This is a genomic window from Zoogloea sp. (assembly GCF_017302315.1).
Lineage (GTDB): Bacteria > Pseudomonadota > Gammaproteobacteria > Burkholderiales > Rhodocyclaceae > Zoogloea.
Window position 1 is genome coordinate 1 of sequence record NZ_JAFLDT010000021.1, and the last position, 13,844, is coordinate 13,844.

13 protein-coding genes and 2 pseudogenes are annotated in these 13,844 nt (G+C 61.7%); 9 read left to right on the forward strand and 6 right to left on the reverse strand.

Going from position 1 to position 13,844, the window contains the following annotated elements:
- Positions 1 to 247 precede the first annotated feature (247 nt).
- The 7 genes from J0L98_RS08665 to J0L98_RS08695 all read left to right on the forward strand — a co-directional run bounded on the left by J0L98_RS08665 (position 248) and on the right by J0L98_RS08695 (position 8,648).
- Positions 248 to 1,468: a LysR family transcriptional regulator gene (locus J0L98_RS08665; RefSeq protein ID WP_296411285.1), complete on the forward strand. Its 1,221-nt coding sequence runs from the start codon at positions 248 to 250 to the stop codon at positions 1,466 to 1,468.
- Between the two features lie 240 nt (positions 1,469 to 1,708).
- Entirely contained in the window at positions 1,709 to 3,040 is a 1,332-nt protein-coding gene (locus J0L98_RS08670; RefSeq protein ID WP_296411286.1) for an aromatic acid/H+ symport family MFS transporter, read from the forward strand.
- 25 nt (positions 3,041 to 3,065) lie between these two features.
- On the forward strand, positions 3,066 to 4,094 hold the full coding sequence (locus J0L98_RS08675) for an amidohydrolase family protein (RefSeq protein ID WP_296411287.1): 1,029 nt from the start codon (positions 3,066 to 3,068) through the stop codon (positions 4,092 to 4,094).
- Between the two features lie 91 nt (positions 4,095 to 4,185).
- Positions 4,186 to 4,878, forward strand: coding sequence for a 4-carboxy-4-hydroxy-2-oxoadipate aldolase/oxaloacetate decarboxylase (ligK, locus tag J0L98_RS08680; RefSeq protein ID WP_296411288.1), 693 nt, complete (start codon positions 4,186 to 4,188; stop codon positions 4,876 to 4,878).
- A 10-nt stretch (positions 4,879 to 4,888) separates the two neighbouring features.
- Complete coding sequence (locus J0L98_RS08685) at positions 4,889 to 5,926, forward strand: 4-oxalomesaconate tautomerase (RefSeq protein ID WP_296411289.1); 1,038 nt, start codon at positions 4,889 to 4,891, stop codon at positions 5,924 to 5,926.
- 57 nt (positions 5,927 to 5,983) lie between these two features.
- The gene (locus tag J0L98_RS08690) at positions 5,984 to 7,276 is read left to right on the forward strand and encodes a gallate dioxygenase (protein ID WP_296411290.1); all 1,293 of its coding nucleotides are present in this window, start codon (positions 5,984 to 5,986) and stop codon (positions 7,274 to 7,276) included.
- A gap of 121 nt (positions 7,277 to 7,397) precedes the next feature.
- Positions 7,398 to 8,648, forward strand: coding sequence for an MFS transporter (locus J0L98_RS08695; RefSeq protein ID WP_296411294.1), 1,251 nt, complete (start codon positions 7,398 to 7,400; stop codon positions 8,646 to 8,648).
- A gap of 17 nt (positions 8,649 to 8,665) precedes the next feature.
- Here J0L98_RS08695 and J0L98_RS08700 read toward each other — a convergent pair whose 3' ends face one another.
- Positions 8,666 to 8,962: a DUF3861 domain-containing protein gene (locus J0L98_RS08700; protein WP_296411296.1), complete on the reverse strand. Its 297-nt coding sequence runs from the start codon at positions 8,960 to 8,962 to the stop codon at positions 8,666 to 8,668.
- 207 nt (positions 8,963 to 9,169) lie between these two features.
- On the opposite strand from J0L98_RS08700, the pseudogene J0L98_RS21585 reads away from it, so the two are divergent.
- Both J0L98_RS21585 and J0L98_RS08710 read left to right on the forward strand, forming a co-directional pair.
- Positions 9,170 to 9,415: pseudogene (locus tag J0L98_RS21585) on the forward strand (NAD-dependent deacetylase); the annotation flags it as partial.
- Between the two features lie 907 nt (positions 9,416 to 10,322).
- Positions 10,323 to 10,562: pseudogene (locus J0L98_RS08710) on the forward strand (transposase domain-containing protein); the annotation flags it as partial.
- 196 nt (positions 10,563 to 10,758) lie between these two features.
- On the opposite strand, the gene J0L98_RS08715 reads toward J0L98_RS08710, so the two are convergent.
- From J0L98_RS08715 to J0L98_RS08735, 5 genes are all read right to left on the reverse strand, one after another.
- Positions 10,759 to 11,082, reverse strand: a complete 324-nt coding sequence (locus tag J0L98_RS08715; protein ID WP_296411298.1) for a DUF3861 domain-containing protein — start codon at positions 11,080 to 11,082, stop codon at positions 10,759 to 10,761.
- A gap of 53 nt (positions 11,083 to 11,135) precedes the next feature.
- The gene (locus J0L98_RS08720; RefSeq protein WP_296411299.1) at positions 11,136 to 11,495 is read right to left on the reverse strand and encodes a DUF190 domain-containing protein; all 360 of its coding nucleotides are present in this window, start codon (positions 11,493 to 11,495) and stop codon (positions 11,136 to 11,138) included.
- Positions 11,492 to 12,223, reverse strand: a complete 732-nt coding sequence (locus J0L98_RS08725; RefSeq protein ID WP_296411300.1) for an SDR family oxidoreductase — start codon at positions 12,221 to 12,223, stop codon at positions 11,492 to 11,494. Before J0L98_RS08725 ends, J0L98_RS08720 begins: the two co-directional genes overlap by 4 nt.
- 91 nt (positions 12,224 to 12,314) lie before the next feature.
- Positions 12,315 to 13,382, reverse strand: a complete 1,068-nt coding sequence (locus tag J0L98_RS08730) for an HlyD family secretion protein (RefSeq protein WP_296411301.1) — start codon at positions 13,380 to 13,382, stop codon at positions 12,315 to 12,317.
- Positions 13,379 to 13,831: a Fur family transcriptional regulator gene (locus J0L98_RS08735; RefSeq protein ID WP_296411302.1), complete on the reverse strand. Its 453-nt coding sequence runs from the start codon at positions 13,829 to 13,831 to the stop codon at positions 13,379 to 13,381. The genes J0L98_RS08730 and J0L98_RS08735 overlap by 4 nt, the downstream gene beginning before the upstream one ends.
- Positions 13,832 to 13,844 lie beyond the last annotated feature (13 nt).

Sequence of the window (13,844 nt, forward strand, 5' to 3'; positions counted from 1 at the left end):
TGGCCTGCTGGCCTGACGAGATCCGCGGCTACGGGCATGTGAAGGAGAAGAACCTGGCGAAAGCCCGGCAGCTCCAGGCGGAGCGCCTCGCCGCCTTCAACGCGCCGGTGGTGCTGATGAAGCGGGCGTGAAACACGAAAAGGGAAAGGGCGCTCCAGAAGCAGCCCTTCCGGACACGCAACTCCTGCCCAGGCATTCCCGGGACCCGATCATTCCCAGGGAGTGGAGATGGTAGGATCCTGTGTCAATGGGCGAATACCTACCGAACTTCCGTCATCTGAGGACGTTTTGCGAAGCGGAGCGTCTTCGCAGCATTAGCCGGGCTGCAGATGCGGTATTCCTGTCTCAGCCGGCGGCGACGCAAGCCATTGCCAAACTCGAAGACAGCCTCGGTACGCCCCTTCTGGAACGGGCCGGCAACGGAGTCTCGCCGACGGTCGCAGGCCAGGCCTACGTCACCCGGGCACGCCGCGCGATCTCGATGATCGAAGAGGGCATTGCCGAAACAATCCGCATCGGCAGCACAAAGTCCGGCAGACAGGCCCGGGACATCCTTCCCCTCCTGACAACAACCCAGTTACGTGCGCTGGTGGCCGTCGGCACCACAAACAATTTCACCCTGGCCGCCCGGCTTATCGGGACCTCACAACCAGCCATTCATCGATCGACACGCGAGCTCGAAGCCATCCTGAACGTGGCGCTGTTCGAAAAGACCACGCGTGGCATTCTGCTGACACGGGCCGGACAGATCTTATGGCAACAACTCAAGCTGGCCTTTTCCGAGCTGCGGCAAGGTCTTATGGACGTCAGCAGCTGTCAGGGGTTCGCAAAGGGCAACATCGTCATCGGCTGCATGCCCCTTGCCCGCCACTTCGTGATGCCCGAGACCCTGGTGTCCTTCTCGACGCGCTTCAGCGAAGTGACGATCCGGATCATCGACTCCCCCTACCCTGACTTGCTTCACGGCCTGCGCCACGGCGAAATCGACTTCCTGGTCGGTGCCCTCCGCACCCCTGCCCCCGTCGACGATGTCCTGCAGGAGCCTCTCTTCTCCGCCTCACTCTGCATCGCCGCGCGTAACGACCACCCGCTCGCCAACCGTAAATCCATCCTTCTGGATGAACTGCTTGCCTATCCATGGATTCTTCCTCCACCAGGGACTCCGACACGCGAACATTTTGAACGACTGGCATCCGGCACTCCCCATCCATCGCTCCGCCTGATCGAATCCAGCTCGCAGATCCTGATCCGCGGACTTCTGATGGACAGCGACCACCTGACACTCATATCCAGACAACAGGTGCGCTTTGAGGTTGAACTTGGCCAGCTTACGACGCTGGACTACGACCTGGGCGACAGTCTCCGCGAAATCGGTCTCACGACACGCGTGAACTGGCACCCAAGCGAAATCCAACGCGCCTTCATCCAGACCCTCAGGGCAGTCGCTGCACGCCACAGCGAGATCTGAATCCAATCAGTCCATATCAATTCTGAATGACCTTAGGGCCATTTTGGAATTGCTCCCGCGCGCCCTCAACCTATCATTCAAGCAATCATTCGCAAGGCTTTTTCCAATAAAAAATGGGAAAACGGCCATATTCATGCGAACGAGAGTCAGAGGGAGATGCTGAGAGACAGCTCGAAAGCCCCTCATGAAGCCATGACAGGCAATCAAGACTCAATAACAATATTTACAGGAGACTCGTTCATGAATCACACAAGCACCCTGGACATTCGACGCTTCATCAATGAGCGAAGTCTGTCGCCCCGCCAATGGACTCTCGTTGCCCTGTGCTTCCTCATCGTCGCGGTGGACGGGATGGATGTTGCAATCATGGGCTTTGTCGCCCCGTCCATCATCGGGGAGTGGCACATATCCAAACCCGCCTTTGGCTTCGTAATGGGCGCGGCGCCCATCGGGCTCGCGATCGGAGCCCTGGTCGCAGGCTCTTCGTCCGACTGGTTCGGTCGGCGCAAGGTGCTTCTGGCGTCAGTAACCGGCTTCGGTATCTGCACGGTCCTCACCGCCTACGCCGACTCACCCGAACAGATGGCCCTTCTGCGGCTGCTTACCGGTCTCGGCCTGGGTGCCGCCATGCCGAACACGACGACACTATTGACCGAGTATGTGCCCGAACGCTCCCGCTCATTCCTGGTCGCCACCATGTTCACCGGCTTCAATCTCGGCTCTGCAATGATCGGCTTCATCGCAGCCCATCTCATTCCGGAGCATGGCTGGCGCTCCGTTCTGGTATTGGGCGGTGCCCTGCCGCTTGCCCTACTTCCCTTTCTGTTCTTCCTGCTGCCCGAGTCTGCACGTTTCATGGCCGTCAAAGGGCAGCCTGCGGAGCGCATCGGCCGAGTGCTGGGGCGAGTTTGCGGCGCAGACCTCACGCAATACACGGCATTCGTCTCCCAGGAAGCCGCCCCCGCCAACAAGCAACCCATCGCGCTGCTCTTCACGTCTGGCTACGCACTTCGCACCTTCTCTCTGTGGATCACCTATTTCATGGGCCTGATGGTGATCTACCTGACGACCAGCTGGTTGCCCACCATGATGAAGGACGCTGGCGCCACCATCGAACGCGCTGCGCAGGTCACCGCAGTCTTCCAACTGGGTGGAACCATTGGCGCAATCTTGGTTGGTCTGGCCATGGACCGGATGTCTCCCAACCGTGTCATCGGCGCAGCTTACTTCATGGGCGGACTGGCCCTCATTCTTCTTGGCATGAATGGTGTCAATTCCGCCTGGATCGCCCTTCTGGTCGGCATTGTCGGGTTCTTTCTCAGCGGCGCCCAGACGGGTCTGAACGCCTTCGCCCCAAGCTGCTACCCGACGGTGGCCCGCGCCACCGGGGTCAGCTGGATGCTCGGAGTCGGGCGGCTCGGCAGCATTCTCGGCTCTTCAATCGGCGGCCTGCTGCTCGCACAGGGCTGGGGGTTCGACGGCATCTTCACCGCGCTTGCCATTCCTGCAGCCTTCGCAGCGGGGGCAATCCTGATCAGCCACCGCAAGACCCCCGACAGTCCGAACCAATGACCCCCTGCCCTGAGGGACACACACCATGATCATCGACATCCACGGCCACTACACCACCGCTCCCAAGGCGCTCGAGGACTGGCGCAACCGCCAGATCGCCGGCATCAAGGACCCGTCGGCGGTGCCGAAGGTCTCCGAGCTGAAAATCAGCGACGACGAGCTGCGCGAGACCATCGAGAGCAACCAGCTCAAGCTGATGAAGCAGCGCGGTTCCGATCTGACCATCTTCTCGCCCCGCGCCAGCTTCATGGCCCACCACATCGGCGACTTCAACGTCAGCGCCACCTGGGCAGCCATCTGCAACGAGCTGTGCTTCCGCGTGGCCGAGCTCTTCCCCGACAACTTCATCGGCGCCGCCATGCTGCCGCAAAGCCCCGGCGTCGATCCGGCCACCTGCATCCCCGAGCTGGTGAAGTGTGTCGAGCAGTACGGCAACGTCGGCATCAACCTCAACCCGGACCCCTCCGGCGGCCACTGGACCAGCCCTCCCCTGTCGGATCGGCACTGGTATCCCATCTACGAAAAGATGGTCGAGTACGACATCCCGGCCATGGTGCACGTGTCCACCAGCTGCAACTGCGCCTTCCACACCACCGGCGCCCACTACCTGAACGCGGACACCACCGCCTTCATGCAGTGCCTCACCTCCGACCTGTTCAAGGACTTCCCGACCCTCAGGTTCGTGATCCCCCACGGCGGCGGCGCGGTGCCCTACCACTGGGGGCGCTTCCGTGGCCTGGCGCAAGAGCTGAAGAAGCCGCTGCTGAAGGATCACCTCCTCAACAACATCTTCTTCGATACCTGCGTGTATCACCAGCCGGGCATCGACCTGCTGACCAAGGTGATCCCGGTGGACAACATCCTGTTCGCCTCCGAAATGATCGGCGCCGTGCGCGGCATCGACCCGGAGACTGGCTACTACTACGACGACACCAAGCGCTACATCGAAGGCACCCTGAACCTGTCCGCCGAAGACCGCTTCAAGGTGTACGAAGGCAACGCCCGCCGCGTGTACCCGCGCCTCGACGCCGCCCTCAAGGCCAAGGGCCTGTAGATGTGTAGGGGCGAATTCGTTCGCCCTCGGCGCGTCGATCCACCTCCGCAGGCGAGTGAATTCGCCTCTACAGAAAACCAGGAGACTCCAGATGACCCACCCCCTCAACACCCTCGGCGTCGTCAAGCGCCACATCGAACGCGCCGACCCGGCTGCCGTGGAAAAGCTGTCCCGCTTCGGCGTGGCCACCATCCATGAAGCCATGGGCCGCGTCGGCCTGATGAAGCCGAACATCCGTCCGATCTACACCGGCGCCCATCTGTGCGGCCCCGCTGTCACCGTGTTGATGCAGCCGGGCGATAATTGGATGCTGCACGTCGCGGCCGAGCAGATCCGGCCGGGGGACGTGGTGGTTGCTGCCTGCACCACCGACAGCACCGACGGCTTCTTTGGTGACCTGCTGGCCACCTCCTACCAGGCCCAGGGCGCCAAGGGGCTGATCATCGACGGTGGGGTGCGTGACGTGAAGGATCTCGCCGCCATGGGTTTCCCGGTGTTCAGCCGGGCCATCCACGCCAAGGGCTGCACCCGCGCCACCCTGGGTTCGGTGAATGTACCGGTGGTGTGCGCGGGCGCCGTGGTCAATCCGGGTGACGTGGTGATCGCCGACAACGACGGCGTGGTGGTGGTACCAGCGGCCATCGCCCAGCAGGTGGCCGATGCCGCCGAGGCCCGCGAGAACAACGAGACCGCCAAGCGTGCCCGTTTTGCCGCCGGCGAGCTGGGGCTGGACATGTACAGCCTGCGCGAGCCCCTCGCGAAAGCAGGTCTGCGTTATGAATGAAACTCGCTGCATGTGGATGCGCGGAGGCACCTCCAAAGGTGCCTACTTCCTGGCCGATGAGCTGCCGAGGGATGTGGGCCAGAGAGACACATTCCTGCTCCGGGCGATGGGCTCACCCGACCCTCGACAGATTGACGGCATCGGTGGTGCAGACCCGTTGACCTCCAAAGTAGCGGTAGTGAGTCCCGCAAGCCGCGAGGACGCCGACGTGGACTATCTGTTCCTGCAGGTCTTCGTGGATCAGCCACTGGTCAGCGATGCCCAGAACTGCGGAAACATCCTCGCCGGCGTCGGCCCCTTTGCCATTGAGCGTGGTCTCGTAAAGGCCACTTTTCCCGAGACGGTCGTGCGCATCCACATGCGCAATACGGGGCAAGTTGCCACCGTGCGAGTACCGACTCCTGGTGGCGTGGTGACCTATCGGGGCACCGCCAAGATCGACGGCGTACCCGGCACGGCTGCGCCCTTGGCGGTGCTCTTCAACGACACGGCTGGCTCAAGCTGCGGTTCACTCCTGCCCACCGGGCAGGCCATGAACCACGTGGAGGGCGTGGACGTGACGTGCATCGACAACGGCATGCCCGTGGTTGTGATGCGCGCCACCGACCTCGGTATTCGCGGCGACGAAACCCGCGCCGAGCTGGATGCCGACGACAGGCTGAAAGCCCGGATCGAAGCCATCCGCAGGGTTGCCGGACCCATGATGAATCTGGGTGACGTAGCGGATAAGACCGTTCCCAAAATGACCTTGGTCAGCGCGCCTCAGTCCGGCGGGGCAATTGCAACACGGACCTTCATTCCCCATCGCTGCCATGCATCGATCGGCGTCTTCGGCGCCGTCTCGGTTGCCACTGCGGCCGTTGTTCCCGGGAGTGTAGCGGCGGCCATGGCCTTGATGCCCGAAGGTCAGCACGGGGAAATGAGCATAGAGCACCCGAGTGGGGCAACGCGGGTCATCATCGAAACCAACCAGAACGGCGAAGTTGTCGCATCAGGGCTGGTACTTACTGCACGAAAGCTCTTCGACGGCACCGTTTTCGCCGACTAGAACAATCAGCCCCAACGGCCAGTAGCGGGGCAACCCATTTCACCATTGGAGATATTCATGGCACGCATCATTGGCGGCATTGCCGTCTCACATACACCGACCATCGGCTTCGCCTACGACACCAACAAACAGCAGGATCCAGCCTGGGCTCCCATCTTCGCAAGCTTCGAGCCCGTTCGCGAGTGGTTCAAGGCCAACAAACCCGATGTCCTTGTCTATATCTTCAATGATCACGTCACTTCATTCTTCTTCGATCACTATTCCGCCTTCGTGCTCGGCATCGACAAGGAATACGCGGTAGCCGACGAAGGGGGCGGAGCTCGCGATCTACCCGCCGTGCCCGGAAATCCGGCCTTGGCGCAGCACATCGCAGTGAGCTTGGTGAGCGAGGAGTTCGACATGTCCTTTTTCCAGGACAAGCCCCTCGATCATGGCTTCTTCTCCCCCATGTCGGTACTGCTGGAACGGCAGGAAGGCGAATGGCCAACCACCATCGTCCCCCTTCAAGTCGGCGTGCTTCAGTTTCCCATCCCCACCGCGCGCCGCTGCTACAAGCTCGGCCAGGCCCTGCGCCGTGCCATTGAGAGCTATCCAGAAGACCTGAGCGTCGCGGTGGTCGCCACGGGCGGTCTGTCTCACCAGGTACATGGGGAAAGGGCCGGATTCAACAATCCGGAATGGGATCAGCGCTTTCTCGACATCATCACCCGTGACCCTGCTGCACTGGCAGAGATGACCCACGCGGAATACGCCGAGCTGGGCGGCCTTGAGGGTGCGGAGATCATCATGTGGCTGATCATGCGCGGCGCCCTATCGGCATCGGTCAGGAAGGTGCACAGCTCGTTCTACCTGCCCTCCATGACCGGGATCGGTACCCTTGTGCTCGAAAACGAATCCGCGGAGCTACCCGGCCTCAGCCAGGAGCGTCATCGCGCCCGGATTGGCGAACAACTCGCGGGCGCCGAGCGGCTTAGCGGCACCTATCCCTTCAGCCACGCTACAAGCTTGAAAGCCTACCGTCTCAACAAGTATCTGCATGGCATGATCGATCCGGCCCATAGGGCACGATTTCTGGCCGACCCGGAGGCCTCCTTTGACGCGGCAGGATTGTCGGAGGAAGAAAAAGATCTCGTCCGCCGGCGTGACTGGCGGGGACTCGTTCACTACGGGGTGATCTTCTTCATGCTGGAGAAACTCGGCGCGGTGGTGGGCACCTCCAATCTCCACATCTACGCAGCAATGCGCGGTGAATCCCTGGAAGATTTCATGCAGACCCGCAACACCCGCGTCATCTATTCGGTAGCCGGGAAAGAAGCGGCCAACGCGGTCACCTGGGATCAAGCCGACTGATTGCATCCCAGGTGCGTGACGCCCGTCGGATAACCCCCACGCATCCTCTCTCCGAGGCGCCTGGTCGCAGCCCCAACCACCTGGCGCCTCCAATCTGCGAACCTGTATCGATCGATGTGAAATGGCAGGCCACACTCATGGGAACGGCATTCTGGCCAGAATAGCGCCAGCACTAAGCCATAGGAATTTCCGTCTGTACATTGCGGGGCAAGCCGTCTCTGTCACGGGTAGCTGGATCCAGACAGTTGCGATCAGCTGGACGCTGTACACCCTCACGGACTCGGCGACCCTCCTCGGACTTGCAGCCTTCCTGGTTCAGGGGCCCCAATTACTGCTCACTCCCGCCGCAGGCGCATGGATCGAGAACAGGAACCGCTGGCTCTTGCTGCTGCTCGTCCAGATCGCCAATGCGGCGCTCGCCTTCACACTCGCCCTGATGTTCTGGCGGAACCTGGCGGACGCCCCCACCATCCTGCTGGCTTCTGCAGTTCTGGGTCTTCTCAACAGCTTTGACACGCCACTACGTCAGTCCCTGCTCTGCGACCTCGTGAATGACCGGGCAGACCTCTCGAGTGCCATCGCACTCAATGCATCGATCTTCACTGGCGGCCGCTTCCTCGGCCCGCCGCTGGCCGGCCTCCTGCTTGCCACCTCGCCCCCAGCCGCATGCTTCTTTATCAACGGCCTGTCTTTCACGGTCATCATCGGGGCACTGCTACTCATCGATGGGCGTGACCAACCCACTCCTGGTGGCCCCCCAGCCCCATGGTTTCAGGCATTACTCGATGGACTCCGGCTGTCCATCGGAACCCCGTCCATCCATCTGCCACTCGCCCAGCTCTGCGCAGTCAACATGATGGCTTCATCAGCATTGGTTCTGGCTCCACTGATCGTGGGGCAGACCTTTCAGGCCAAGCCCGATAGCCTCGGATGGCTACTCGGCACCGCAGGAGCAGGCGCACTCTCCGCCACCTTTCTGATGGCTGGCAAGCGCAACCTGGCTGATCTGTCCCGCCTCTTGCGATGGGCACCCTATCTTGGGGTTGCAGGCCTTTTCCTGATTGGTGGATCCCGCAACGTGCAATCCGCCCTCATCGGGATGTTCGCAGTCGGAGCGAGCGTCGCCCTCACCAACGTCACGACGAATGCCATCCTGCAAGGCACAGCCGCTGCCGCCTTCCGGACCCGGATCATCGCCCTCTTTGCCGCAGTGCGATTCGGTACCGACGCCCTGGGTAGCCTGCTGACCGGCATGCTCGCCGGATCAATCGGCCCCCACTCCGCAATCAGCCTGGCAGCGGCGGCACTGCTCGGCCTCAGTCTCTGGCTCACGCCACGTCTTCGCAGGCTGCAGTTTCTTCATGGAGGATGAACGGCATCGCTGTAGAGTCAAGCCACCACACCCTTCTTCAGCTTTTTCATGAATTCACCAAAGTGCGGCAGCAGCTCGGCGAAGAGGGGGTGCTGACGGTTCTCCAGCATCACCTCACCAAACAGCTTGAGTCCCACGGCCAGGGCGGTGGCGGAGCGGTCATCGATGTCCGGCCGCTGGCGCAGTCTGGACACGACGGCAAAGATGTCGTCGTGGTTGCCAGTTTCGAACTGCAGGGGCGCCGAATACGTGGAGGCATTGCCATGTTGGTCAGCCAGATGCTCAACGGTAATGCGGTATTGGTGTTGTTTCATTTTCTGTTTCATTCTTCGTCTATTCAGGAGAAAGGGCGACAATCGTCAGACCTGAATCTTGCTGGGCAAGTGTGCAGAAAAATTGGAGGGATTGTGAAAGTCACCGCGGCCGGACAATACATCTTGAAGCGGACAGAGCAGCGCGAATGACCTGAAGCGTATCGCCTCGCGCTACAAGCCCAGAATGCCCGATCACGGAGGATGCCCATGAACCAACCCACTCCAGACGCTCCCCTCGCCCACGCCATCGCCGCGCTCAAGGGGGCCGACGGGCTCCTGATCACCGCCGGCGCCGGCATGGGCGTGGATTCCGGCCTGCCCGACTTCCGCGGCAACACAGGCCTGTGGGCGGCCCACCCGGCCCTCGGGCGGGCCCGGCTGGACTTCACCCGCATCGCCAACCCCGCCGCCTTCCTCGCCAATCCCCGGCTGGCCTGGGGTTTCTACGGGCACACACAGATCCGCTTCGAAGATCGGGCCGACCACCAGCAACACCGCCATCTGCACCACTCGGTCCCGGATGCACGGGATGCCGAGCGGCCGTTCTCCACTATTGGCTTTGGGCATCCACACGCGCAGCAGGGGCCGCGGGTGGTACGTCTTCCCGGTGAGTTCCTGCCGCAATCTTTCCAGCCACGCGCTTCGCCCGTAGTCCTCAATGTGCTCGAATCGTTCGCCATCGACACCCGGCGCACCGCGATTGGCGCGGCAGCGCCGGTAGGCCTCCTGGAGAATGTCCTCGCGACACACCTTGTCCCACGGGCTGTAGAAACGGGCAGCCGGTTCGCTCTTGGCTTTCGTTTGCAATGCGGTCTGTAGCGTCCGAACCGAATCCAGCAAGGTGGGTAGACTCACGTCAATCCTTGGGCGCTTGCCACTTTCCGTCATACGTCCTGAAACAGGGGGCCTTCGCTCCACCAACGTTACCCGGCTTCGTCACTACTACACCCCCATCCGCCATCCATGGGGCCGACTCCATCCCTCGCGGAATCGTCGTTGCCGGGCTGCCCACCCCGCACCGCCATGGACTTCCCTTGTTGCACGGTCGATCTCTCCCCTGCGTGCTGCCACCACTACCCCGGTGGAACCGTCGGATGCACTTCACGCTCGCTTCTCCGACGACATCGGCCTTCCTCGTTATTATGGCGAGTCGGCTTCCACGACTGACGTTTCGAGGCCTGCTCAGTGTTCACTCACCTTGCGGCCCGCAGGGCCCGCTGACCTCCTTCGAGGCCGTTTCAAGAAGTGCTTCAGCCCATTCGTTACCTCCTGGACCGCTCCCTGTGCTTCCGGCCGGAGCGAGAGTTGGCCGGGTCGGACTTGCACCGACGAATCAACCGTGCCTTGGCAAGGCACACATAACAACTGGATCGAGAACCAGATCCGGCCGATTGCCCTCGGGCGCAAGAACTGGCTGTTTGCCGGGTCGCTACGCGCCGGCAAACAGGCGGCGGCGATCATGAGCCTGTTCCAGTCGGCCCGCATGAACGGGCATGACCCCCATGCCTATCTGAAGGACGTCCTCGCCCGCCTGCCGACTCAGCCACACAGTCGGATCAGGGAGCTGTTGCCGCATCGGTGGAGGCCGGATTCAGCCTGAGGCACGGTCAAGAGGGGATCGCCGGGGGCTTACCCAATAGCGCGAGCATACCAACGTACATTAGGTGCCAGTCGTCCATCTCGCTCGCAAGGCTTGAGAGTTGGAACATGGGGGCGATGGCGTTGCGGTTATGCAGCTTCAACGGGGCAAGTGCCGCCTCACGTAACACACGGTTCACGGACGACCACCAAACCTGTCACCTCTTACTAATGACGCTGCCATCGCCACGGCTCTTGCTCTTGACCGAGCGCATGAACTGCGCAAAGTGCGGCACAAAATCCGCAAATAGCGGATGGTCGCGGTTTTCGAGCATCACTCCGCCGAATAGCTTAAGGCCGACGGCGAACGCCGTCGCGGCCTCTTCATCAAAGACGCCCAATGCCTTGGCTCGGGCGACGATTTCGTGTAGGTCGTCATGGCTCGCAGCCTCGAAGCGGATCGGCGCGCAGTTGACGATTGCTGCGCCATCTTCTGGGCTTGGAGCTTCTTGGACAGTGATCTGGTAACGATGTTGTTTCATGAGGAATCCTTGATAGTTTGGATATATAAGTCGGTCATTGGTGCGACGACGGATCAGTCGTCGTTGCTCGCCTGGCCGGTGGTGCCGAATTCCACCGCCGCTTTGACATAGAAGAGTTGCACGTTTTCTTGCGCTAAATGCTTCAGAAGCTTATCTACCTCCTCAGGAGTGGCGACCAGCGTCACCTGCACGGGCTGGTCACCCAAGTCAAACAGGTTTACGGCATGCGCTATGCCGTCGTGACCGATGCCTTGCTGCGCACCGCTGAGGGTTCCGCCTCGGATGCCAAGGCTCTTTACGAGGGACAGCAACCATTGGGCCAGGGGCTGCTTCCCGTGCAGGCGGTCTTGTTGGGTGAAGAATGTGAGTTGGAAGCCATGCATGGCAATCTCCGAGATGGTGTAAGCGCTCACGCGCCGAGCATGACGCCGCCATCAACCGCGATATTCTGGCCGGTGATGAAGCCGTTGGTGATGAGGAATAGGTAGGCCGATGCCAACTCATCGATCGAGGCGGTTCGTTTGAGCGGAATGACCTGCTCGAAGTGCTGCTTGATCGACGCCACCCGTTCTGCCGGCACATCGCGCCAGAAAGGTGTAACCGTCCAAGTTGGGGACACGGCGTTGACTCGCACCTTCGGTGCCAGCTCGACCGCCAGCCCTTCGACTAACGCATTCAAGCCCAAGTTGCCGACGTAACTGCCGCAGGCATCCTGCGCTCGACCACCTGTGCCGGAGGTGAAAATCAGGCTGCCGCCTTCGCGAATCTTTGTGGCTGCCAACTGACCAATGCGCACATTGGTGAGGAACTTTGATTCAATCACGTGACGGATAGAGGCGATCTCGTTGACGAGGAAGCCGCCACTGTTGACGTCACCCACCATCGACACAAGGTGGTCAAAATTTGGCAAATCGGTGAATAGGGTTTGCAGCGCCGCGTGGTCGTGTGCATCTACTTGGTATATCTGCACAGCGGCCCCGCACGCGGCCAGTTCTGCACGGGCGGCCTCAAGCCGCTCGACATTGCGGCCGACGATGATCAACTGCGCACCGATATCGGCGGCCTGTTGGGCCACGCGCAGGCCGATGCCAGAGCTGCCGCCAATCACGACCAGGGTTTTGTCTTTGAGGTAATGGCTCATTTTCTTGACGTCCTTTTAAGGCAATCCAAGTCAAGTGGCACTTGTGGCGCTGCCGATATCCGGTATGAAGCTTCCAACAAGATGAAGAAGGTCAAGGAGAGGCTGAACGGTTGGCTGCTTTCGGAGCGGCATCAACATCGACCTGCGGCGTCACCGACATGCCCACGCGTAGCCGCGCTAGGCCGTCCTGTCCAGGCCGCAAGGCGATGCGCACAGGCAGGCGCTGGACGATCTTGGTAAAGTTGCCGGTCGCGTTGTGCGCCGGCACTGTCGAGAAGCTAACGCCGCTGGCTGGCCCCAGGCTTTCGACGACGCCATCGAGGCGTAGGCCCGGCAAGCCATCGACCGTCAGTGTCACCGGCTGGCCGACTTGCATCCGGGCCAGCTGGGTCTCTCGGAAATTGGCTTCAACATACAGCGCATCTAGGGGCACCAAGGTCAGCAGCGGATCGCCAGGCCGCACGTAGTTCCCGACACGGGCGCGGCGCTGCGCGACCACGCCGGATACCGGCGCCTTGACGCTGGCATACGACAGGTTCAACTCGGCCGCGGCTTGCTGGGCCTGGGCTGCCAGCGATGCAGCCTCGGCCTTCTCCAGATCGGCGCGCAGGATCGCCACCTGCTGTTCGGCCGAACGCAGCGCAGCGGAATCACGCTCGTGCGCGGCACGCTGGATTTCCCACTGAGCCTCGGCCTGCTGCTTGGCCTGAACGGTGCCGGAACCATCTCGGGCCAGATTGGTGAAGCGCTGGCGGTCGGCCTCGGCCAGCTTCAACTGCGCGGCATCGGCCACCACGGCGGCGCGCGACTGACTGATCACACTCTGTTGGCGCTCCAACTGCGCATGCAGGCTGGCGGTCACCGCGCGGGCACTGGCCACCTGCGCCTTCGCTGCGTCCAGGGCGACGCGCAGGTCGCGCTCGTCGATGCTGACCAATGGGTCGCCTGCCTTGACTGGTTGGTTGTCCTCGACCTGAACGCGGGTGACGACACCGGCCACCTGCGGTGCGACGACGGTGAAGTCGGCCTGCACGTAGGCATCGTCGGTGCTTTGCCGCGAGGCGCTGGACTCGCTGCGGTTGAGGAGAAAGAAGGCGCCCGCGATGACGAGAGCAACGGCAGTGCAGGTAATGATTCGGAAACGGAGTGTCTGGCTCATGGGAGAGTTCTATTGGAATCCTGGGGATGGGAAGCGGAAGCCGACGGGCGACGCACGTAGAGCACCAGCAGGCGGTCTTCCAATACGTAGCCGAGCTGGCTGGCGATGTCGTGTTGCAAGGCTTCGATGGCCTTGCTCTCGAACTCGACGATGGCCCCGGTTTCCACATCGACCATGTGGTCGTGGTGTCCGCCTCGGTTCAATTCATATACGGCGGGACCGTTGTCGAAGTTGTGCTTCAAGGCCAGGCCAGCCGCCTCGAACTGATTGAGCACGCGATAAATGGTGGCCATGCCGATGTCCCGGTCGGTCTGGTACATCTCGCGGTAAATGTCTTCGGCGCTCAGGTGCTGGCCTTGGCTGAGGCGTTCGAGCACACGCAGGCGCGGGGGCGCGATCTTCAGGCCGATGCACCTCAGTGTGTCATGGGGTTTCTTGAGAGATTCCATGGGTTTGCTCGCG

What these genes read in the sequence shown, in the direction of transcription:
- J0L98_RS08665 (WP_296411285.1), top strand. Translation starts at nt 248, where the DNA reads ATGGGCGAATACCTACCGAACTTCCGTCATCTGAGGACGTTTTGCGAA.
- J0L98_RS08670 (WP_296411286.1), top strand. Translation starts at nt 1,709, where the DNA reads ATGAATCACACAAGCACCCTGGACATTCGACGCTTCATCAATGAGCGA.
- J0L98_RS08675 (WP_296411287.1), top strand. Translation starts at nt 3,066, where the DNA reads ATGATCATCGACATCCACGGCCACTACACCACCGCTCCCAAGGCGCTC.
- ligK (WP_296411288.1), top strand. Translation starts at nt 4,186, where the DNA reads ATGACCCACCCCCTCAACACCCTCGGCGTCGTCAAGCGCCACATCGAA.
- J0L98_RS08685 (WP_296411289.1), top strand. Translation starts at nt 4,889, where the DNA reads ATGTGGATGCGCGGAGGCACCTCCAAAGGTGCCTACTTCCTGGCCGAT.
- J0L98_RS08690 (WP_296411290.1), top strand. Translation starts at nt 5,984, where the DNA reads ATGGCACGCATCATTGGCGGCATTGCCGTCTCACATACACCGACCATC.
- J0L98_RS08695 (WP_296411294.1), top strand. Translation starts at nt 7,398, where the DNA reads ATGGCAGGCCACACTCATGGGAACGGCATTCTGGCCAGAATAGCGCCA.
- J0L98_RS08700 (WP_296411296.1), bottom strand. Translation starts at nt 8,962, where the DNA reads ATGAAACAACACCAATACCGCATTACCGTTGAGCATCTGGCTGACCAA.
- J0L98_RS08715 (WP_296411298.1), bottom strand. Translation starts at nt 11,082, where the DNA reads ATGAAACAACATCGTTACCAGATCACTGTCCAAGAAGCTCCAAGCCCA.
- J0L98_RS08725 (WP_296411300.1), bottom strand. Translation starts at nt 12,223, where the DNA reads ATGAGCCATTACCTCAAAGACAAAACCCTGGTCGTGATTGGCGGCAGC.
- J0L98_RS08730 (WP_296411301.1), bottom strand. Translation starts at nt 13,382, where the DNA reads ATGAGCCAGACACTCCGTTTCCGAATCATTACCTGCACTGCCGTTGCT.
- J0L98_RS08735 (WP_296411302.1), bottom strand. Translation starts at nt 13,831, where the DNA reads ATGGAATCTCTCAAGAAACCCCATGACACACTGAGGTGCATCGGCCTG.